We start from the raw sequence: 24,255 nt of genomic DNA on the forward strand, positions 1-24,255 counted from the left end.
GAAGCGGTGTCATCGTGTTAATTGGCGTGAACGACACATACTTCCCATTAATCCACTGGCTGCCGCCGACTGCGTAGTAGACTTCACCTTTTGAATTAACAGCTTTTTGACTGATCTTCCACGCTGTTCCGTGGGATAACCTTTGACCGGTTGCTCCACCTGCGGGGCATTGTACACCATAATGCCATAGCCTGGCACATAGTTGATATATCCTACCATCTTATTAGGCGTAACGCTCCAGTCAGACGCATTATCTTTAGCCAGCACCGTAATGTTTCTGATCATGGTCGTAGTGGATCCGGTGATGCTTGTTGCCTTGTAGGTTAGCTGATAAATTCCAGGAGTACGAGTATCAACATGACCCGTGATGGTTACTTGCGGGGTTCCGTCGCCATTTTTCGCAATGCCTTCAAAGTTAGGAAGCTTCGAGTAATCTCCACCATAGTTGTTGAAAATTGCCCATGAGCCGACAACTTTGTATTCTTTTTCATTAAAACTGTCACCAACGTTGATTGTTGAATTCGTTGAACCTTGGAACGCGAAAACTGGTGCTGATGAATCAGTTACGTTGACCGGCACGGTAATGCTTGCGGTGTCCTTCGCATTATCCGGGTTAGTGTAAGTATAAACTACCGGGTAAGTACCAGCTTTTGTGAGATCCAGCTTAGTGGTGTCCACCGTTATTGCAGAAAACGGAATTCCCTTAATGGCGCTCTTGCCATCAGCTGTTTTCAGATCTGCCCCTCCGCGATAGAAGTCGCCTGAGAAGCTGTTCACAGCACTGTTGTAGTCTCCGCTGTTATCAGTGTAGCCTTTTGGCCACTGCGTATAAGAGTTCTTTGTGTCAGAGTTGCTGATGCCAAAACCTCCGTACATGTAGAGCGGTGAACTCACGCCACGTGTCGAGTCAGTCTGCTTGAAGCTGCCGTCATTTTGCTGCCAGCTGCCTAGAAACGAGCTAATGAGCACTTGCTGCAATTTGTTTGTGAATACTTTTCCCGTGCTGTCAACCAAGTCAGGGTTTCCAGCAACTAAAGTTTTTGTTAAAAGATTTTTGAAATTATCCGGCACATCTGATGATTTCAAAACTGCGCCGTCATCATAAGTGGTCGTGTATGGTCTAAAACTGACGTTGAATGGATCATTGCCGCCGCTCACGTCCGTCGTCGAGAACGATGGTTTTGTATCTTGCTTGGTAGGTGCAGGAACTGCTTCTTTGTCGTAAACCACAACATTGATGCGGGCTGTTCCAGCGTTATCTCTAAGGCGAGGTAACGATGCTTCAAGCCATTTAGTTCTCTTGACGAGGTCTAAGGATTTACCAGTCGTCTTAGCAACTTCATTAGCCAAAGCATCTACTGTTGTCCCCTGCTTTTCAGCAGCTTCGTCAAGAGTAACTAATTTGTAGCCGTTTTCTGCGGTGAACTCTGCTTTAGCCGGTTCAGTATCATCATTTAGTGTTCCAGCTTTTGTCGGATCGCTATTCTTAGCAACTGTCTCAAGAATCTTATTTGGATCACTATCTACTGCACTGTCACCAGTTTTAGAAACCAAATCACTTGATACAGGTCCAACGGAGAAGTCCTGTGATACGAAAAACCGACTGTTGTTTTTGGTTTTGTTAGTAACGTTGTTAATATCCGTATCAGCAAAACCACTATGAACATAGTTGTAAAGATTAGAGTTAAATGATGCCTTCTTAGTATCGCTGCTTTGAACAGCATGGTCGTTTATAGTATATTTAGAAACCGCTGTTCCTGATGAATTTACCTCAATAACACCTTCGATGTAGTATTTTGATTCAAAATTTGGTGAATCAACTTTGCCTAAAAAAGTACTAGATCCCCCCGACCCAGAGATATTTCCAAAATTAGTATTATAAATCAAAGGTTTAAATTCACCACTTTTAGTAACAACGTTTTTATCCCAAGTTTGAACAAAGAACATTGATTGATTTTTTGAAAGCTTCTTTTTAACATATGGAGCAAGTGTTCTATCTCGGTCGGTTGCTGATGAAGATAAATTTGTACCAAAATCTAAACTATATGCTCCTCCAGTATTAAATTCTGATGCTCTATATACCCCAGACAATGGCTCACCTGGGTTTGGTAATTTAGCTATTCCTCCTTGAGTTGGTGGTGATGGTGGTAATACTAAATCTGCACCATCTGTCCCAACAGCACCATATTTCATAAGTGCTCCATAAGGATAGGCGTCGTTATCCTCAATCGTGATAGAGCCTACCGCTGTATTAGGTAAATCAATCGTTAAAGTGTCTGTTCCTTCATCATATGTACCTACATAATAGTAAACCTTGTTTCCGTTTTTTTCACCGGTATAAACAACCTCTGCTTGACCTGGATTCAACTTCAAAGTAGTTGCAGAATTAAGATTTGGCTTATCGTTATTTGGATCAGCTAAATCAACTGCTTCCTGAGGAGTAATGGTATCTTCAGTTGTACTATCACTATTGAGTTTCTCAGCACCCTGGCTACTTACAACTGTCGAATAAGGATTATTATATGATTTATACATCCAAGTATTAACTGGTGCTTCATAAGTAAAACTCTTCTTGATACTTGCGTTTGAATTAGTACCTGAAAAGCTACCGTTACTTACAATACTTTGAGCGATCTTACTTGAATCTGAATCCTTAAACTCAGGATCACCGTTTACAAAATGATTAGCATCATATGATTCTTTAATAAAACTTGCTGGTTTGAATAAATGTCCTACTTTACCAATATTGCTCTTTTTATTAGTGTCATTATCAAGCGCCGCAGTATTCGGAACATCAAATGCCTTATTTGGTTTCATAGAATCCGGAATTTTAAGAACATACGGATCAATTCCAAACGGATTAGCTTCAGAAATGTTTGCGTTTGGAATTATTGAGGCTGATTTATTAGAATTCCAATCGATAAAGATTGAGTTTGTATCAACCATACTTTCAGCGTTTCGAACTGAACCATTTATAGTGCCACCAAACCACTGATTATTACCATTAAAATCGTTACTTGATTCCACAAAATGACCGGTATCCCCGTCAGGTCCTTTCAAACTATGAAATATACCATTAACAATATTATTATTATATGAAGACAAGCTTCCCCCAGCACCGGCATTTTCAATTAAGTGATTATACCCATGAGTCCCTGAAATCCCCTCAAGAGGAGTTCCGTCAGCATTTTGGATTGCCTTCATTGGGGCAGTTTCGCGGTACGAATTGTTGCCGTCAAGTTTTTTCTTGGCGATTAGATCAGCAATTTGCTTTGCAGTGGTTCCGCGAGGGACAACGATCGTGCCATCACCATTTCCATCTGCCCAGAAAGTAGACTTCTTAGAAAACTTAATATTATCAATCTCTGATTTAGTCGCAGTAGTTAGGTTAAGGCCGGCAATATCCTTACCGTTGTTATCTTTTTCCAAAGCATACATACTGCCGTCAATATAGTTGTTAAGCAGACTTCCGTCAGCTAATTTAGGCAAAGTCTTGTTGTTTAACTTAAAAACAGCGGTTGCTTTTTTGCCAGTTGACTTACTTTGAGCAACAATTGTAATACTCGAAGTTGCTTCGCGAATGATATTCTCAGCATTTTGCGAAACGTTGTCATATCCATTCACATAAATCTGAGCATAGGCATCATCAGCGTTGCCAAAAAATGCAGTTCCTAAAACATCCGAAATGTTTTTGCCGATACTGCTGGCATGGTCTTTGGGATTTTTCTGAATCCTTTCAGTAATAATACTTTTGCCGTCGCTGCCAGCTAAATCCATGCTGCCGCTCGGATCAGCGCCTTGTTCCAGCTTAGCACCAAGACCAGACTTGCTATTATTCATGTTCAAAATCTGCGCGATAAATCCTAAGGCTAGACCGTACTTATCGAAAGTATCCGCATACTCGGGATGCGTCCCATTATAACTGCCAGTTGTATCATTAAATAATACCTTCCGCGCATTTGAAGTTGCATCGTTGGTAGCAATTGAAAGGTCGATTAAATTCTGTACCAAGTCCTGCGGTGTTGGATTTTCTCCGACAGCAGCTTTGGTAGGATACCAATCAACGATTCCGTCAGTTGGACCCGCGTTCTGCAATAGCGCATCGTACGATCCAAGTCCGGGATTATCAACATCGTAATCCCAGTTGTTATCGGCATGGACAGTATTGGCATTTGCCACTGATGTCATCGCACCAGCAATTGGCGAAATCAGCAGCAATGCTGTACTGGCCAAACCAGCAATTTTAAATTTCATTAAATTCTCCTTTTGGAATAGAGTCCAAGCTATATTGTATCTTATTAATAATCAAAATATCCATATATTACTTATAAAATTCTTATCTAAAAAGATAAATTTTATTTAATACTTGGATAAATCTAAGATTTTTAGAATAATTCTAATTAAAATGAAGTTATTATATATTTTCTTATTTCGTTTTAATCATTTTCTAAATTTTGGAGCAAATCCGTGTTAAATTTCTGGCATTTAAATGTAACAATTTTGAATATCGTTCTCTTCATTATAATTTTCTATCCGATCATCGGCGGAATCGGTTGGTCAGTAGGCGTGCTGTGCTATAAATATATTTTCAAGCATCAGCAGCTTGACTGGATTAAGCTTCCAAGTGAGATTGAACCCATGATCTCAATTATGATTCCTGCGCACAACGAGGAAGTGACGATCAAAAAAACCGTTGACTACTTGATAAATAAACTAAACTACTCAAACTTTGAAGTTATCGTAATCGACGATGGATCAAATGATCAAACTCTTAAAATTTTAAAAAATCTGCAAAATCAGTATTCAAATCTAAAAGTCATTCGGATTGAAGATAATAAGGGTAAAGCTCACGCCTTAAATATCGGTTTAGCTTTTGCAAAAGGTGAGCTTATTCTAAGTAATGATGCTGATTCCATCCCTGAGACCGACGCTTTAAAAAAATATGTCAACTACTTTATTCGAAGTGATGCTGCTAATATTGCTGCTGTAACTGGAAACATAGATATTCATAATCGTGATAAGTTAGTTGCAAAGTCCCAGCTCGTAGAATTCTCAAGTATCGTGGGTACCATCAAAAGAACTGAATTGGGAGTATTCGGGGCATTTACGCATACAGTGGTGCAAGTACCATGTATAGGAAAGATGCATTAATTGATGTCGGTTTATTTCGCCAAGATCGTGCAACAGAAGATATCAGCGCCGCCTGGGATCACCAGCTCAATGGCTGGATTTCCATCTTTGCACCGGATATAACTTTTTACACAGCCGTCCCCGAGACAGCAAAATCGCTTTACCAGCAGCGTAAGCGGTGGGCTAAAGGCGGAACTGAAGTATGGTTAACCAACTTCAAGAGTGTCTTTCTCCACCCTTTTAAAAATTTTGGACTAACGCTGATGTTCATCGACCAAACTCTAAGCATCATTTGGTCGTTTCTGTTTTGGATTTTGACTTTTTTCTTATTAATCATTACTGCCAAAATGATCATTACGCAAAAGTTTGCAAGTTTGGTTCACCTTTTAACAACAGCTTTAGTCTTTATCTGCTTTGAAATGATTGCGGGAATTCTTCAATTACTTACCTCTTTGGTCATTGATAATAACCGACAAAAATTTAGGTATCTTCTCTTTGCTCCCCTTTACATGCTGATTTGGTGGATTATGAACGCTTTGACTATAGTTGTAACCTTTATTCCAGCTATTCAAACAATTCTAGGTTATGGATCAGGCACCTGGATCAGCCCAAAGCGAAATTAAAAATATACTAAATAGATCCTTTTAACGCGATACGCTTTTATAAAAGAAATGCTTTTATTTATTAAATTAACATCAAATTTAAGCGATTGATATAAAATAATACTTTTCATACTTAAATCCATTTAATGATAAAATAAAGCTGTTACATTTATACTTTAGGAGGAATTTTCTTTGAAATTTAGAAATAAAAAGTACATCCTTATGGACGAAAAAGTTCATTATAAGATGTACAAGTCCGGCAAAAAATGGGTTGTTGCCGGAATTACAACATTCGGCTTAGTGCTCGGAATTGGAACAGCTGCTAGCTCAGTAAAAGCTGATGCAGTGCCTCAATGGCCATCAGCTTATAGCAATAACAAGAGTTTAGCTGATAATTTGATTACTTCCAATCCATCTGTAAGCGCTCAAGACATTTCGAGTCAAGCTGAATTTGGATCAATCAACGTAACACCTAGTAATTTCCAAAATTACTTTAACATGAACGGTGATGCAAAATGGGATGCAGTTAACGGTATTCTAACTCTAACACCCGATCTTGCTGCCAAAACAGGTAACGCAACGTTAAAAACTAAAATCAGTGTTAATGATAACTTTAGTTTAAAGGGTCAAGTAAACCTAGGTAATAAATCAGCTGGTCAAGGCGGAGCAGACGGAATCGGGATTGCTTTCCATACGGGAAGCAATGATTTAATCGGAGCTGCCGGCGGCTGTTTGGGAATCGCTGGACTTCCTGATGGATTCGGATTTAAGCTGGATACTTATTGGGATCCTGCCGGAGCCTATGGAACCAGTTCCTACGATCAAGATCCAGTTAGATTCCATACTGCAAGCAATCAGTCTTTTGGTTCATTTGCTTATGACAAAATCATAAGCGGCCGCTCTACTGTCTACACTTACGATGGATCTGACGCTCCAGCAACTAAAATTACTGAACCAATAAATAACCAGTTCCTTCCATTTGAAGCTAATTATACTGGTTCAGATCACGTCTTAACTGTTACATATGATGGTAAAACTTGGAAGAAGAGCCTCGATGCTTGGATCCCTCAAGGTACTACTTCACTATCATTTGCAATCGCTGGCGTTACCGGCGGCAATCGTAACTTACAGCAGTTTAAGTTAGAAAGTTTTGCTTACACCGGTTACGGGGTTGCTAACACCAAATTTGTTGGACCTGACGGCAAAGATATCACGACCCCAACAGCACAAGCAAACGCTAAAGTTGGTGATCAGATCTCCTTAACTGATGCAATTGACAAAATCAAGAGCGTTGAAAAAGGCGGCGAATATTATTTAGCTAGCGCTTCTATCTCAACTGGTGCAACAACGGCTGATACTTCATTTGATGCAACGACGGCTTCAATCACAGCCACTGAACAGCCCCAAACAATTACCTACAAGTTTGAAAAGAATAAATCTTCTTTAAAAGGTAAAGATATTACAATCTACGAGGGTCAAACGCTCGATCCAAAAGATGGCTTCGACAGTGGTACCGCAAAAGACGGCTCTGCCCTCTCCTATGGACAGATTCAGCACAGCGGTACAGTTGATACAAATACTCCGGGAAGTTATGACATTTCTTACACCTATGCACCAAATGGGTTCCAGAACACTCCACTTCCAACAGTTACTGCTAAATCAACTGTGAAAGTCGTTGCCCGTAAACATATCACCCTTAATTATGTTGACCAAAAAGGAAATCCTATTGACAGCAGCTTATTGACTGGATTAGCCGATGACATCAAAAATGGTGAACATTCTGGTGATTATGGCACATCAATTGTTGTTGATCCGATTAGATCTCTAACGCTCAACAACAAGGAATATTACACTTTTGACCATGCTAATTTGGATCAAAAGCCTCTAACTACTCCAGCCAAAATAACTTTTGGCGACTTTGACCAAGTTATAACATTAGTTTACAAAGGTGCAGTGCTCCCTGCCACTGATACCAACGCGGTAACAGTTCATTACTATCTTAAAGATAAAACTGGAACTGAAACTAAAACTCCTGTTTTAAATGATGCTCACATTGGCGGTCAAATTGGCGAAACGGTTACAGTTCAACCAGCGGCAGCTCCAGCCGGTTATACGTTAGCGCCTAATCAGACAAGTCAGTCATGGACGCTAACTCCAAATAGTGGTAAAGAATTTACCTTCTATTACACTGCTAATCTACAAAACAACATCTCAATTGAATACGTAGATGCTAACACTAGCAAAACCGTTGGCACTGATAAACCGGGAGATTATTATACTGGTGATGAGTTAGACATCAGTAAAGGCGGCAGCGGACTTGCCAAGTTACCAGATGGCTTCCACTATGCAACAGAGGATGAACTAAAGGACAAAGGTTTTAAACAGCCAAGTAATCCAACTTATACTAATACTCCTCAGACTGAAAAAGTTTACGTGGTTGGTAATGAAGTAAAAGCTACGGATGCTAATGCTTTAACAATCCACTACTATCTAAGAGATAAAAGCGGCACAAATACCACTAAATCTTTAAAACCAGATCGTAAAGTAGGTGGTCGAGTTGGAACTGAACTTACAATCGCAACAGCAGATCCAGCACAAGCTGCACCTGCAGGATACACTTTAGCAGCTGACCAAAAGGATCAAAAATACACATTTGATCCAGTAAAGCCTGGCGAAATAAGTTTCTATTACACAGCTAACGACCAAACAAATTTAACTGTTAAATTTGTGAATGCCAGAACTAGTAAAACAGTCGTTACGGATAAACCGGTCGGCAAAACTGACGATACTTTAGACTTAACAGAAACTAGTGATTATGTTAAAGGAAAGATTCCTAAAGGCTATCACTATGCAAAAACTGCCGATGAATTAAATGGAAAAATTCAGCCGGAAAATCCTACTTATAAGGATACTCCCCAGGAAGTTACGGTTTATTTAGCTGGTGATGAAATTCAATACGGTCAAGGCGGAGCTCTTATTCACTTTATTAACAATAGAACCCAGCAAGAGATTCCAAATGCGTATCCGAAACAAATTTTTGGATACGTTGGAGACATTATTAAAATTGACCCATATGATCAAAACAGTCTTCCAATTCCAACAACCGGATACACTCCTGTCCCTAACCAGCAGCCAGTAACTATCGAACTTAACGGTGATACAGTTCAAGATATCAGCTTCTATTACGATCCTGATCAGCTCTCAAATATTACGGTTAACTTCACAAATGCAAAGAATAATGAAACAGTTCTCACAGATAACCCTATTGGTTATGTTGATGATGTATTGGATATTTCTGAAAACAGTAATTACGTTAAGAGCAAGATGCCTAAAGGCTATCATTATGCTACAGATGATGAATTAATGGGTCGACCACAGACTCCAAATCCTACCTTCCATCCGATGGATCCTGGTAATGTGAATGTTTATATTGCTGGTGATGAGGTCAGTGAAACCGTCAATGCTGATTGCGGAATCAAAGTTCATCATTACCTCCAAGGAACTACAAAAACCGTTCCTGGTATGACTGACGGATTTGTCGGAGGAAAAATTGGAGACAAAATTATCGTATATCCTGGCGCTCAAGAACACGCCGCACCTAAAGGGTATACCCTTGTGCCTGGTCAGCAGCCAGTAGAATGGCAGCTTAGTCCAAATGGCGGTAAAGAGATTATTATCTACTACACCGCAAATACGCAAGATAATATTAAAGTTGACTTTGTTAACGCCAAAAACGACAACGTTATCAAGACAGATACTCCAACCGGTCATCATACAGGAGATATCTTAGATCTAACCGCTAATAGCGATTACGTTAAAGGCCAGATCCCTGATGGTTATCATTATGCTGATGGTGATGAATTAAATGGTAAGACTCAGCCAAAGAATCCTGAGTATGGCCCAACTGGTCAAGATATTAAAGTCTATCTTGCAGGAGACAAGGTTGAGAACAGCGCTGAGAATGCCGTCAAAATCCATCATTACATCCAAGGTACTACCAAGACTGTTCCTGGTATGAGCGATACACTTAAGGGTGGTTTCGTTGGTGATACAATTACTGTAAGCCCTAAAGATGATGATCAAAAAGCTCCGAAAGGATACACGATCGTTCCTGGTCAAGAAACTGTTAAATGGGAACTAAAGGCAAATGAAGGTAAGGAAATTATCTTCTACTACACCGCTGATGAGCAAACTAATCTAACTGTTCATTTTGTCAATGCGAAGAATGATAATGAAGTAACTACTGATAATCCTGCTGGTAAGACTGGTGATACTTTAAATCTTTCGGCTGCCGGAGATTATCTTAAAGATAAGATGCCTAAAGGCTATCACTACGCAACGGGTGATGAACTAAACGGCAAGGCTCAGCCAGAGAACCCAGAATATAAAGCAACACCACAAGATGTAACTGTTTATATCGCTGGTGATAAAGTTGAAAACAATGCTGCAAACGGCATCAAAATTCACCACTATCTCCAAGGAACTACAACAACCGTTCCCGGAATGAGTGACACACTTAAGGGTGGTTTTGTTGGTGATACTATCACTGTAAGCCCTGAAGATAATGATCAAAAAGCTCCAGACGGATATACAATTGTTCCTGGTCAAGAAACTGTTAAATGGGATCTAAAGGCAAATGAAGGTAAGGAAATTATCTTCTACTACACTGCTAATGAACTAAGTAACTTAACTGTTCATTTTGTTAATGCAAAAAATGATAACGAAGTAACTCATGATAATCCTGCTGGTAAGACTGGTGATACTTTAAATCTTTCGGCTGCTGGAGATTATCTTAAAGATAAGATGCCTAAAGGCTATCACTACGCAACAGGTGATGAACTAAACGGCAAGACTCAGCCAGAAAATCCAGAATATAAAGCAACACCACAAGATGTAACTGTTTATATTGCTGGTGACAAAGTTGCAGATGACGGAACTGCCGATAATGGCATCAAGATCCATCATTATCTCCAAGGTACTACCAAGACTGTTCCTGGTATGAGCGACACATTTAAAGGCGGTTTAGTTGGTGATACTCTTACTATCAGTCCTGAAGATGATGATCAAACTGCGCCAGACGGATATACAATTGTTCCTGGTCAGGAAACTGTTAAATGGGAATTAAAGGCAGATGAGGGTAAGGAAATTATCTTCTATTACACCGCTAATGAGCAAAACAACTTAACCATTCATTTTGTCAATGCGAAGAATGATAACGAAGTAGCTCATGACAATCCTGTTGGTAAAACTGATGATATTTTAGATATCTCAGCTACTGGAGATTACATCAAAGGTAAGATGCCTAAAGGCTATCACTACGCTAAAGAAACTGAACTGAACGGCAAGACTCAACCAACTGAAAATCCAACCTTTAAAGCAAAAGGACAAGATGTCACAATTTATGTTGCCGGAGATGAGATCGACGGACATGATGCAAATGGTGTTAAAATCCATCATTACCTCAAAGATACTACAACTAATGTTCCGGGAATGACCGACACATTTAAAGGCGGTTTAGTTGGTGATACTCTTACTATCAGTCCTGAAGATGATGATCAAAAAGCGCCCGACGGCTACACGATTGTTCCTGGTCAAGAAACTGTTAAATGGGAATTAAATGCAGACGGTGGTAAAGAAATTACTTACTATTACACAGCTAATACCCAAGACAACATTACCATCGATTTTGTTGACGCAAATACTAAAGAAACTGTTGGTTCTATTAAGCCTACGGGTCACGTAACTGGTGATAAATTAGATCTAAGTGAAAATAGTAAAGATCTAGGTAAAATCCCGGATGGGTTCCACTATGCCACAGCAGATGAATTAAAGGACTTAGGATTTGAACAACCAAAAGAAATAACATATACCACTAAAGAACAAACCGAAAAAGTATATGTTATAGGTAATGATGTTAAAGATACAGATTCTAATGCATTAACAATTCACTACTATTTGAAGGATAAGGATGGAAAGGAAACAACGACATCCTTAAAACCTGATCGTAAAGTTGGTGGTCGCGTTGGTACTCAAACTATAATCTCTGCTAAAGCTAAAGAACAAGAAATTCCTGGCTATACGATCGTAAGCGAGGATCAGAAATATACTTTTGAAGCCAGTAAACCTGGTGAAGTTACCTTCTATTACACGGCAGATGCTCAAAATAACATCACTATTAATTTTATAGATGCTAATACTAAGGAAACTGTTGGCACAATTACACCTTCTGGACATATAACAGGTGACGAATTAGACCTAAGTGAAAATAGTAAAGATCTTGCTGGCAAGTTACCAAATGGTTACCATTATGCCACAACAGATGAATTAAATAAGTTAGGACTTGAGCAGCCTAAGAACCCTACATATACTGATGACGTTCAAACAGAAAATGTTTATGTCGTAGGAAACAGAGTAAACACCACAGACAAAAACGCAGTAACAGTTCATTACTATCTGCAGGACAAACTAGGCAACAATACAACAACATCAGTACTGCCAGACAGTAAGATCGGTGGACGTGTCGGACAAAAGGTTACTGCTTCAGCAGCAACAGCACCAGATGGATATGAAGTTGTTCCTGGTCAAGAACCTCAAGATTGGGTACTTAAAGCTGATGAAGGCAAAGCATTTACCTTCTATTACAAAGCAGCAACTTTACATAGTATCGGTGTGGATTTTGTAAATGCTAAGACAGGCAAAACAATAGTAAATAATGATCAGCCAGCAGGAAAAACTGGAGACATCTTAGATCTCAGCAGTAATAGTGATTACATTAAAGGTAAGATGCCAAAAGGTTATCACTACTCAACTCCTAGTGAATTAAACGGTAAGACTCAGCCAGAGAATTTAACTTATACGACAACTTCTCAAAAAGCGACAGTATATATAACTGGTGAATCCGATGAATCTATTGAAATTGCTTTTGTAGATATTGATAGTGGTGAAACACTTAACACCAATAAACCAACTGGCTACTATACAGGTGATACACTTGATCTTACACCAACAAGTAAGGAAATAGCGGGCAAAATCCCTGAAGGTTATCACTATGCAACAGAAAAGGAATTGAGTTCAAAAAGTAAGAGCCAACCGGCGAATCAGGAATATGATGGAGGATTACTGCATACAGTAATTGTATATATAGCAGCCAGCAAAGTCTCAGACGATTCAGAGAGTGCTGTAACCATTCACTACTATTTACAAGACAAGGATAACAAACCAACAGAAATACAAATAAGACCTGACAGAAAAGCTGGCGGAAGATTTAATGAAACTCTCCATTTAGATTCAGAAACAGAGACGATACCAGATGGCTATACTGCTGTTCCTAAAAAGCAAGATGTTAAAATAACATCAAGTAAAGGCCAGGAAGTTACTTTCTACTACAAAGGTAATGCAAGAACCAATATTAATATCGAGTTTAAAGATACTAAAGGAAATACTGTTCAAGCTGCAAAAACAAGCAGCAAAACATACTATAACGGAAACTCATTAGAGTTATTCGATAAAGACGGGAAGTTTGTTGATCAGGGTGGAGTTACTAAACCATCTGGATATGAAGTAACACCAGAAGCAAAACTAAAAGCCCTGGGACTTGAGCAGCCGACAATATGTAAACCGGGACAGACACTCGTAACAGTTTATGTAGATAAAGCTGCACAGAATCTTGTTGTCGAACATAGAGTTAGAAGCATTAATGGGGCCCTTGTACAAGGAATGAAAACTACGACTGATGTTTCTAGACCAGATGGAACATTTAGTATCGACGTCAATGAAAAGGTACATCGTGCTCCATCATCAAAATACAAGTTATCAGGGTATGCGTATGAACTAAATAATAATTCTAATACAACTATTGGACCTAGAGTTATTCCAGGTAATGGAATAATTACAGTGCGTGCCGATGAGGTAAAAGACGGTAAAATAACTCTTATCTACATGATTAGATAGAATTTTATGCCTTAAATTCTTTACCTATATAAATAATAAAGAAGAAATGACATCAAAATAAACACTGGTGGAAATCGAAGTATGATTTTCATCAGTGTTTTTTGAGTGGTAAGCACCAAATAACCGACATCTAGGTTGATGGTGCTTTTTCCTTTATGATGATCTCAATTAAATGATTGAGGTATTTACGATGGATAACTTCTTCTTACAAAGTGAGGTCAGTCTTGAATCGGTTAATTAACTTTCAAGCTTTAAAAGCCGTCTATTTAATCTGTGGTAAAACTGATCTTCGCAAAGGAATTGACGGGTTAGCTGCGATCGTTCATGAGCAGTTTGATCTTGATCCCTTCCAGCCTGAACTTTTTCTCTTCTGCGGCAATCGACGGGACCGCTTTAAAGCTCTCTATCATGAATCTGACGGCTTTATCCTGCTTTATAAGCGGGTTGATCACGGAAGATTACAATGGCCTAATGAACCAGAAGAACTGTTAAAGTTAAATCAAAAACAATTAGGTGATCTCTTAAACGGTCTCAGTGTTGTCTCGACAATAAAACCAGCTGAAGCAGGATATTTCTACTAATAATTAAAGTCTTAAAATACTCACAGATCTTGAATTAATGCGGTTCAAGGTCTTTTTCTTTCTCTTGATGTATGTTATTGTTGTGCAAGGCGGTAATACAATGTAGGTAAAAGGCGCTGTGTAGTTGTCAATAACGTTTTACCAGTTTATGCTCGATAATTTTGCCCAGTTTTACCTATGTTTTGCTAATTAACGTTAACCATTTCTTTGGTCAACCCCTCCTTTAAATTTCCATTTAAATTGATACTTGTTCAACTTTTAAACTTGTTTCTGTTCCCTCCTTCATTTAAAATAATGGTAGTTCTTAATCCAATGTCTTTATTCTTGCGGATCTGAAGAGCTTAATTAAATTTGGCGCTAAAATTCCCATTATTTTAAGGCTGTTAAGCTGACCCTTCTTATTTTTATTTCTATTTATTGTCTTTAAAGATGGTTTGCCGATGAGTTACCCGATAACTATCTCCAATCATCTCAATTACTTGAGACTTTTGGACAATTCGATCCAAAATAGCTCCCGTAATGACTTCATCACCAATTACTTCACTCCATTGTTCAGGACTCTTATTGGATGTAATAATGAATGAAGTTTGTTCATATAACTTGTTGATGAAATAAAAAAGGAGATTAGCTTCATCTTGGTCTAAAGCCATAAACATTAAGTCATCAAGTACAATTAAATTGGCCTTTAATAAGTGCTTGAGACGAATTTGTGATTGACGGGAGATGGTTTCAGTTTTGAGGACTTTGATTAAATCTCCCATCGTGATGAAGATGGCACTGTAGCCGTTATTAATTGCTTCAACGCATAGACCAACTGATAAAAAAGTTTTGCCGACTCCGGTTGGACCGAGAAGAATTAAGTTATAACTTTGATCAACCCAATTGAGCTCTCGTAATTCGTTAAATTGCTTTTGGCTTAGGGCAGGTTGAATATTAACTTCAAATTCATCTAAGGAGCGTTGATAGGGAAGAGTTGCCCAAGTAAATCGTCGTAAGCGTGCTTTCTCAGCACGCTCTTTTTGTTCTTTGTGCATGACTGATAAGAGGAAATCACTGTAACTTGCTTGATCAACATTAGCGGTCTGTACTAATTCAGGGATAACTTTAGCAGCAGCGCTTAATCTAAGTTCTTTCATAATCGTCTGAATCTCTTTAATCTGTTCCATCACCATCTCCTTTCAAAATATTGGTATAAACTTCCAGCGATCTAACTTCAGGCTGGTACGGCTTTAGTTTTACTTTAGTTTCTTTAGCTAAGGGAAGACTTTTTGTTTCAGTCTTAACTGCTGCTAAATGTTTTTGATACTGCGGGAGCTTTTTAATTGCTGCTTTCAAATCATTAGCACTAATCAATTGATTTTTGAGACAATAATGTAATGCTTGATTCATTTCTTTATCTGAATAATCACCACCTAACTTTAAAATTATATTCAGCTGATCGCGGAGATAACGCGGGTACTTGGCTGCAAGGAGTTTGATAAACTTGTGTGCTGGTTTCGCATTGGGAAAAAGTTTAATTGCTTCGGCCGTTAAGCGCGTTAATTCAATTCCAGAATTACGGCGGTCACAGCTGCGCTGAATGAGTTTTCCGCTAGCCTGAGTGAGTTGGTGATCAGCTAAAATTTCACCAGTCTTTAAATCAACGATGTTTAATTTATCTTCTTTAATCTCTAAGACCACCTCCTTTTTTTGATTACAATCATACGTTCCAAGAGGAACACTATAACGATTACTCCGATACATAATGGTGTTATCCTCACGCACAGCTCGTTTGATTACTTCCTTTGCCGTTATTTCGTGATTATAAGCTATTGGCTGTAAATGAGCCCGTTCTGTTTCAAACACGATTGCCGGAATCTTTTTAGTTCCATTATGCTGTTTGCCGTTACCCCGCCTTTTAAGCCAAGCACAGCTTTCTTCATTCCAAGACTCAAGGTTAGTAAATACCCGACCACGGGCGAAACCCTTTTTCACAAACTGAACCACATTCTCTATTTTGCCTTTAGACTCGGGATCACTCCCGCGACAGGCATAAACTTCAAGGTGTTCACTTGCTTTAAAGGCTTGAAAAGCTTGAGTAAAAACTAGATCACCACTGTTTTCATCAACCATGATGATTCGATCTTGATCAAAAACAATTTGTTTTGGTTTACCGCCTAGAAACTGAAAAGTGTGAAGGAGACAGCGAACTAAATCATCTGTAGTAAAGGGTGTTCGCTGCCATTCCAAGTATTTATAGCGGGAATGGGATAACACAAAAGCAAAGAAGTAGAGCTTAATGCGTGTTCCGGTGGTAGTCAGCTGGGTTGTTTCACCAAAATCCATCTGTCCCTGGAGCCCCATTGGTAATTCGGGGACAGCAGCATATTGGCGCTGTTTAATTTTCTTTTCAATTTTGTACTTTTCGCGAAGTTCTTTAACATATTTGCGTACCGTACTGGGTTTAAAGAGCCCATAATTTTGTTCTTCAGCCAAGTGGATAACTTCAGAAACTTTGGTTCTAGAGTTGCCGGTAATCACCGCGATTTTTCGCTGTGAAACATTTTGAGCATGAAGTTCAAGAATCTTTCGAAATAATATTTTCAAAAAAGAAAACCTCCATATATATAATTGCATGTGATTTCACGCATACAACTAGAGTATACAGGAGGTTTTTCTAGTAGTGGCCTATTTCGTGGCAAAGGGTGGCTCATTATGTGGCAGAGAGTGGCCTAAAACTTGGCACGGGTGGCCTATTTTGATGGCATTCTTCATTTTAAGCTTAGCTGAAACAACACGCTTAAACGGGCTTAACTTTGAAAAATACCTGACGTATATATTTTCTGAACTGCCAAAATATTATGGCAATCCATCAGCGGAAGAGCTGGAGGATTATTTACCGTGGGCAGCAGAAGTCCAAGCGAGGTGTAAGCAATAACCTAAGCCAAACGAGAAATCAAATAATAAAGAGAAGGACCGATTGTTCTGAAGATAAAGATATCAGAATGATCGGTCCTTTTTCTACCCGTCGGTTATTTGGTGCTTACCACTCAAAAAACACTGATGAAAATCATACTTCGATTTCCACCAGTGTTTATTTTGATGTCATTTCTTCTTTATTATTTATATAGGTAAAGAATTTAAGGCATAAAATTCTATCTAATCATGTAGATAAGAGTTATTTTACCGTCTTTTACCTCATCGGCACGCACTGTAATTATTCCATTACCTGGAATAACTCTAGGTCCAATAGTTGTATTAGAATTATTATTTAGTTCATACGCATACCCTGATAACTTGTATTTTGATGATGGAGCACGATGTACCTTTTCATTGACGTCGATACTAAATGTTCCATCTGGTCTAGAAACATCAGTCGTAGTTTTCATTCCTTGTACAAGGGCCCCATTAATGCTTCTAACTCTATGTTCGACAACAAGATTCTGTGCAGCTTTATCTACATAAACTGTTACGAGTGTCTGTCCCGGTTTACATATTGTCGGCTGCTCAAGTCCCAGGGCTTTTAGTTTTGCTTCTGGTGTTACTTCATATCCAGATGGTTTAGTAACTCCACCCTGATCAACAAACTTCCCGTCTTTATCGAATAACTCTAATGAGTTTCCGTTATAGTATGTTTTGCTGCTTGTTTTTGCAGCTTGAACAGTATTTCCTTTAGTATCTTTAAACTCGATATTAATATTGGTTCTTGCATTACCTTTGTAGTAGAAAGTAACTTCCTGGCCTTTACTTGATGTTATTTTAACATCTTGCTTTTTAGGAACAGCAGTATAGCCATCTGGTATCGTCTCTGTTTCTGAATCTAAATGGAGAGTTTCATTAAATCTTCCGCCAGCTTTTCTGTCAGGTCTTATTTGTATTTCTGTTGGTTTGTTATCCTTGTCTTGTAAATAGTAGTGAATGGTTACAGCACTCTCTGAATCGTCTGAGACTTTGCTGGCTGCTATATATACAATTACTGTATGCAGTAATCCTCCATCATATTCCTGATTCGCCGGTTGGCTCTTACTTTTTGAACTCAATTCCTTTTCTGTTGCATAGTGATAACCTTCAGGGATTTTGCCCGCTATTTCCTTACTTGTTGGTGTAAGATCAAGTGTATCACCTGTATAGTAGCCAGTTGGTTTATTGGTGTTAAGTGTTTCACCACTATCAATATCTACAAAAGCAATTTCAATAGATTCATCGGATTCACCAGTTATATATACTGTCGCTTTTTGAGAAGTTGTCGTATAAGTTAAATTCTCTGGCTGAGTCTTACCGTTTAATTCACTAGGAGTTGAGTAGTGATAACCTTTTGGCATCTTACCTTTAATGTAATCACTATTACTGCTGAGATCTAAGATGTCTCCAGTTTTTCCTGCTGGCTGATCATTATTTACTATTGTTTTGCCTGTCTTAGCATTTACAAAATCCACACCGATACTATGTAAAGTTGCTGCTTTGTAATAGAAGGTAAATGCTTTGCCTTCATCAGCTTTAAGTACCCAATCTTGAGGTTCTTGACCAGGAACAACTTCATATCCATCTGGTGCTGTTGCTGCTGAAGCAGTAACCTTTTGTCCGACACGTCCACCGATCTTACTGTCTGGCAGTACTGATGTTGTTGTATTGTTGCCTAGTTTGTCCTGCAGATAGTAATGAACTGTTACTGCGTTTTTATCACTTTGTTTAACTGTGTTCCCTACGACGTAAACTATAGTACTATCATCACCGTTTTTAAAGCTTACGTCAGGTTGTTTAAGATTTATTGGGTTCCCATCTTTGTCTTTACCCTTACCTTTTAATTCTGTATCACTTGCAACATGATACCCATTCGGTAATGTAATCTTTGAAACATCCAACTTATCGCCAGCGTTACCTTTTACATTAGCTTTATCAAATGTAGCACTTGCATCATTAACATCTTTAAATTCAACATTAATGCTACTTGCTGATAATCCTTTATAGGTTAATGTAACAACAATGTTATCATCGCCAAATTTCAATTTAGAAAGATCTGTTTCTGTTGTTCCTTCTATTTTAGCTTTTTCAAATTCATAATAAGCTTTATTGCCAAGAGTTAATTGTGTTTTTAGTGTAAATCCTAATTCGGATCCGTATGGACCACTTTGTTCACCATTTTTTAACCCATTCAACAATTGAACATCAATTGGGTTACCATTTTGATCAACATAATTGAGAGTGATGTGTTTGCGTTCAATAATTTCAAGCTTATCAGTCTTACTTATCTTTCCATTACCTGAACCTATTCCAGAATCATACTCGTAACGGACTTCATAACTACCAGCTTTTATATTATTTATATCTTTAATTTCATTTCCATCTGTATCCGTAACTGTTGCTTTTACTTTATCTTTAGTTAATTCATTGTTATTCTCATCCGTTCCACCAACAAAACCATCTTTTGGTTCTAACGGATCGCCAACATAAATCTTTTGAGGTTTTGTTTGAATTCCCGGCTTAGAGAGCACTTTTAGATCTGATGTTGCAGTTACATTTCCTTTACCAGTGCCAACTGGATATTCATAATCATAATGAATTGTATAATCGCCTGCTGGTGCTTTTGTTATATCTGCTACTGGCGTCTTACCATCTTTACTCGTAATCGTTACTTTAACTTTGTCTTTATCAATCTGGTTGCCATTTTCATCCGTCGCACTAGTAATCAGGGTCTTTGGATCTAATGGATCACCTGCTACGATAGTATGACTTTCTTCAACTGTCATTGTTGGCTTATGAAGTATCGTAAGCGCTGTCGCTGCTTCAGCATGCTTCTCTGCTGTACCTGCATAATATTTATAGTCATAACTAATTGTGTAATCGCCTGCTGGGGCTTTTGTTATATCTGCTACTGGCGTCTTACCATCTTTACTCGTAATCGTTACTTTAACACTCTTCTTATCAAGCTGGCTACCATTTTCATCAGTTGCACTAGTAATCAGAGCCTCTGTATCTAATGGATCGCCTGCTACAATGACAGCTGTCTTCTCAGCCTCAATTTTTGCTCCTACAAGTACTTTCACACTAGATGTTGCAGTTACATTTCCTTTACCAGTGCCAACTGGATATTCATAATCATAATGAATTGTATAATCTCCAGCCGGTGCTTTTGTTATATCTGCTACTGGCGTCTTACCATCTTTACTCGTAATCGTTACTTTAACTTTATCCTTATCAAGCGTTGCTCCATGTTCATCCGTTCCTGTGATGCTAGCTTTTGGATCTAATGTATCACCTGCTACGATAGTATGACTTTCTTCAACTGTCATTGTTGGCTTATGAAGTATCGTAAGAGCTGTAGCTGCTTCAGCATGCTTCTCTGCTGTACCTGCATAATATTTATAGTCATAACTAATTGTGTATTCACCAGCTGGTGCTTGAGTAATATCATTTACTGGCGTCTTACCATCTTTACTAGTGATCGTTACTTTAACGCTGTCCTTATCAAGCGGTTTACCATTTTCATCTGTCGCACTAGTAATCAGGGTCTTTGGATCTAATGTATCACCTGCTACTATGACAGCTGTCTTCTCAGCAGCAATATTTGCACCTTTAAGTACTGTAACCTTAGATGTTGCTTTTTGGTGTCCCTCGCTTGTACCAACTTGATATCCATAATCATAATCAATTGTATAATCGCCTGCTGGTGCCTTGCTTAGGTCAGTTATAACATTTCCAGCTTCGTCTTTAATCGTTACAGTAACTTTGTCCTTATTAAGAGCTGCTCCATGTTCATCCGTTCCTACGATGCTAGCTTTTGGATCTAATGTATCACCTGCTACGATAGTATGACTTTCTTCAACTGTCATTGTTGGCTTATGAAGTATCGTAAGAGCTGTAGCTGCTTCAGCATGCTTCTCTGCTGTACCTGCATAATATTTATAGTCATAACTAATTGTGTATTCACCAGCTGGTGCTTGAGTAATATCATTTACTGGCGTCTTACCATCTTTACTAGTGATCGTTACTTTAACGCTGTCCTTATCAAGCTGGCTACCATTTTCATCAGTTGCACTAGTAATCAGAGCCTCTGTATCTAATGGATTGCCTGCTACAATGACAGCTGTCTTCTCAGCCTCAATTTTTGCTCCTACAAGTACTTTCACACTAGATGTTGCAGTTACATTTCCTTTACCAGTGCCAACTGGATATTCATAATCATAATGAATTGTATAATCTCCAGCCGGTGCTTTTGTTATATCTGCTACTGGCGTCTTACCATCTTTACTCGTAATCGTTACTTTAACTTTATCCTTATCAAGCGTTGCTCCATGTTCATCCGTTCCTGTGATGCTAGCTTTTGGATCTAATGTATCACCTGCTACGATAGTATGACTTTCTTCAACTGTCATTGTTGGCTTGTTAAGTATCGTAAGAGCTGTAGGCGTTGATTGTGCATGTCTATCTTCCGTCCCTACCGTATATACATAGTCATAACTAATTGTGTATTCACCTGCTGGTGCTTTAGTTATATCAGTTACTGTCGTCTTACCATCTTTACTAGTGATCGTTACTTTAACACTGTCCTTATCAAGCGGTTTACCATTTTCATCTGTCGCACTAGTAATCAGAGTCTTTGTATCTAATGGATCACCCGCTACAATGACAGCTGTCTTCTCAGCAGCAATATTTGCACCTGCAAGTACTTTAAGTTTAGATGTCTTGTTTAAGTGTTTTGTTTCAGTCCCAACTTGATATGAATAATCGTAATTAATTGTATAATCACCAGAAGTTGCAGTCGGATTTGTAACTTTATTACCTGAAGCATCTGTAAATGTTACAGTAACTTTTTTCTTATCAATCAGTTTGCCATTCTCGTCGGTACCGTTCTTAATTCCAGCTTTTTCGTCAAACTGATCGCCAGCTACAACAGTAATTTGTTGTTCAACTTCCATTGTAGGTTTAGCAAGTACTGTTACTACAGATTTTGCTGAAATTGTTTGAGGTTTCTTATCAGCATCAATATAGTTATATGTATAGGTAATTTCATAACTTCCTGGTTTTTGAGTAATTGTACCATAATCGTTTTTATTAACAGTTGTGCCGTCAGCTAAATTTTTAATTGATACACTGGTTAACTCTTCTTGAAGAAGTGTGTTACCATCTGCCTTAGTTCCACTATTAAATCCAAGATATTCATTAAACTGATCTCCAACACCTAAAAATACAGGTTTAGAATAAATTTTTGCCTGAGAAATTAACTGCATGATAGCAGTTGGTGAAGTTCGATTATATCTATTGATAGTATAAACGGCAACCTGGTGACTGGAACCATTACCAATGCTTTTAGCAGGAATAATAAATGAGATATTGTCATCAGTACTATTAGTCAATGCAGGTCCCTGGAATTCAACAGGTTCTTTACCATCAATCTGATAGTAGTACTTCAATGGTAACGAATCCTTATTATCGTTGTGAATTTTACCAGTTACTGTATAATCAACACCCTCAAAATTATCAGTTTTCTTATCAAGAGTAATTACAGCATCTGTTTCACCATCTTTATCAAGACCAGTTTGATAGCTAAGATTTCTACTAGCACCCTGAGCTAAATCAGCACCCTTCCAAATCATGAAAAGTCCTGGATCATACCCTGAATCTGAACCATCAGCAGTGGTTGCTAATTCACCTTCCTTATGAGGTGTTTGTCCTGGTGCAACTTTACTTCCCAATGAATTTGCATCATTTCCAAAAACATGTTTAGCATCAGAATAAGCATAATTCGGACTCTTCCAACCAGTCGGAGCAGTACTTGAGTTGAAATAATACTTTAATTTATAACCATGGCCTTTACTATAAAGTCCAGCGTTATCAGCTAAATAATACATTGGTGCTGAATCAGGCCATGAAACTGATTCATCTTCAAAAAGCGTATCAAAATCAGACTCAAAGAAAAGACCTTTTAAATCATTCGATGGATCGCTTGAACCTTCATTCAAACCTGTAACATTTCTAGCTTCAATATTATAGTCTACATAACTTCCCATTGGTTTGAAAGTTTGAGTATAATCAATAGTATATGTTTTACCGTTTATTACATAATCAGAAGAGTATTTTGCTACTAATGTTCGATTTAATTCTGGATTACTTACTTCACTTGGTAACCCTGGGGTAGGTTCTGAACCAACATACCATAATTTTTGACTACCATTCTTAGGTCCGGTAAGAGTTTTCATGTCGTTATTGATTCCGATTTTAATTCTTCCACGATAACGGCCTGAATCATAAAGTGCATTACTTATTTTATTCCCAGTCTTAGTATCTAAAACATTAAAGTTCGGTAATGCTCCCATTAGAGATGTATTAGTGTCACCAGGATTCATTTGCCCAGTAGGATCACTATAACCAACTGTAGCTAACGGTAAACTAGTCCCATCTCCATAAAAATACTTCAAAACCGTAGTGTTACCAGTTCTAATTTGTCCAAACACTGGTGCTGAATTATTAAGACCTTTTGGTGTTATATATTCCTGTTGGAAAGTCATCTTTGGAGCAGCAGAGCTAGCAAACATCGTATTTGGATTAGTAAAATTAATCGTATTTGATGCCAGTGAAGCCTGATCTTTTGCAATAATTGATTGAGTTTCTGCTTTAGTACTAACAGAACCTGCGCCTAAACCAAGAATAAATCCAAATGTAGTTATTCCTGCAACTACCCAGATTTTTCCTGATTTATACATTTTAAAATGAACCTTTTCGTCCATTAATGCATATTTGTTTCTTCTAAATTTCAATAATTCTTCCTCCTAATAATCGGATAATTTTAAAATTACCTATGTATTATATCACAATATTATAAAAATAATGCAAATTAATGCAATTTGATTATCTAGAAATATAATTTTGATTCACTTAAATATAACTCGTTAGATCAATAATTACTTTTATCCTAGCAACTTGTATTGGACTATTTTAATTCAAATTATTAAATTTGATGGTTCTATGTCAACCAGTGTTGATGAGTAATTTTCCAGCCAGCTAGATCTAAATTG

At 38.1% G+C, this 24,255-nt stretch carries 9 protein-coding genes; 5 read left to right on the plus strand and 4 right to left on the minus strand.

The genetic code is table 11. The features are described 5' to 3' along the window. Positions 1–9 precede the first annotated feature (9 nt). Positions 10–4,254, minus strand: coding sequence for an immunoglobulin-like domain-containing protein (locus R8749_RS10570; RefSeq protein WP_317696672.1), 4,245 nt, complete (start codon positions 4,252–4,254; stop codon positions 10–12). Positions 4,255–4,467: 213 nt separating this feature from the next. On the opposite strand from R8749_RS10570, the gene R8749_RS10875 reads away from it, so the two are divergent. The 4 genes from R8749_RS10875 (at position 4,468) to tnpB (ending at position 14,263) form a co-directional block, all read left to right on the plus strand. Further along, positions 4,468–5,151, plus strand: coding sequence for a glycosyltransferase family 2 protein (locus R8749_RS10875; RefSeq protein WP_425613197.1), 684 nt, complete (start codon positions 4,468–4,470; stop codon positions 5,149–5,151). Continuing rightward, positions 5,130–5,753 (plus strand): glycosyltransferase family 2 protein, encoded by a 624-nt coding sequence (locus tag R8749_RS10880; protein WP_425613198.1) that lies wholly within the window; start codon positions 5,130–5,132, stop codon positions 5,751–5,753. Before R8749_RS10875 ends, R8749_RS10880 begins: the two co-directional genes overlap by 22 nt. A 171-nt stretch (positions 5,754–5,924) precedes the next feature. Then, on the plus strand, positions 5,925–13,682 hold the full coding sequence (locus R8749_RS10580) for a lectin-like domain-containing protein (RefSeq protein ID WP_317696674.1): 7,758 nt from the start codon (positions 5,925–5,927) through the stop codon (positions 13,680–13,682). A gap of 224 nt (positions 13,683–13,906) precedes the next feature. Continuing rightward, complete coding sequence (gene tnpB, locus R8749_RS10585; protein WP_317696676.1) at positions 13,907–14,263, plus strand: IS66 family insertion sequence element accessory protein TnpB; 357 nt, start codon at positions 13,907–13,909, stop codon at positions 14,261–14,263. A 410-nt stretch (positions 14,264–14,673) separates the two neighbouring features. On the opposite strand, the gene istB is transcribed toward tnpB, so the two are convergent. Then, complete coding sequence (istB, locus tag R8749_RS10590) at positions 14,674–15,429, minus strand: IS21-like element helper ATPase IstB (protein ID WP_317696678.1); 756 nt, start codon at positions 15,427–15,429, stop codon at positions 14,674–14,676. Beyond that, a complete protein-coding gene (locus R8749_RS10595; RefSeq protein WP_317696680.1) occupies positions 15,416–16,849 on the minus strand; it encodes an IS21 family transposase in 1,434 nt (477 codons plus the stop codon). Before R8749_RS10595 ends, istB begins: the two co-directional genes overlap by 14 nt. Positions 16,850–17,003: 154 nt before the next feature. Here R8749_RS10595 and R8749_RS10600 point away from each other — a divergent pair, with 154 nt between their 5' ends. Next, the gene (locus R8749_RS10600) at positions 17,004–17,180 is read left to right on the plus strand and encodes a transposase domain-containing protein (protein WP_317696682.1); all 177 of its coding nucleotides are present in this window, start codon (positions 17,004–17,006) and stop codon (positions 17,178–17,180) included. A gap of 217 nt (positions 17,181–17,397) precedes the next feature. On the opposite strand, the gene R8749_RS10605 is transcribed toward R8749_RS10600, so the two are convergent. After that, positions 17,398–23,997: a bacterial Ig-like domain-containing protein gene (locus R8749_RS10605; RefSeq protein ID WP_317696684.1), complete on the minus strand. Its 6,600-nt coding sequence runs from the start codon at positions 23,995–23,997 to the stop codon at positions 17,398–17,400. Positions 23,998–24,255 lie beyond the last annotated feature (258 nt).

It is taken from the genome of Xylocopilactobacillus apis (genome assembly GCF_033095965.1).
GTDB classification, from domain to species: Bacteria; Bacillota; Bacilli; order Lactobacillales; family Lactobacillaceae; genus Xylocopilactobacillus; species Xylocopilactobacillus apis.

Excerpts from the sequence above, each read along its gene's own strand:
- R8749_RS10570 (WP_317696672.1), bottom strand. The coding sequence starts at position 4,254 with ATGAAATTTAAAATTGCTGGTTTGGCCAGTACAGCATTGCTGCTGATT.
- R8749_RS10880 (WP_425613198.1), top strand. The coding sequence starts at position 5,130 with ATGTATAGGAAAGATGCATTAATTGATGTCGGTTTATTTCGCCAAGAT.
- istB (WP_317696678.1), bottom strand. The coding sequence starts at position 15,429 with ATGGAACAGATTAAAGAGATTCAGACGATTATGAAAGAACTTAGATTA.
- R8749_RS10600 (WP_317696682.1), top strand. The coding sequence starts at position 17,004 with ATGGCATTCTTCATTTTAAGCTTAGCTGAAACAACACGCTTAAACGGG.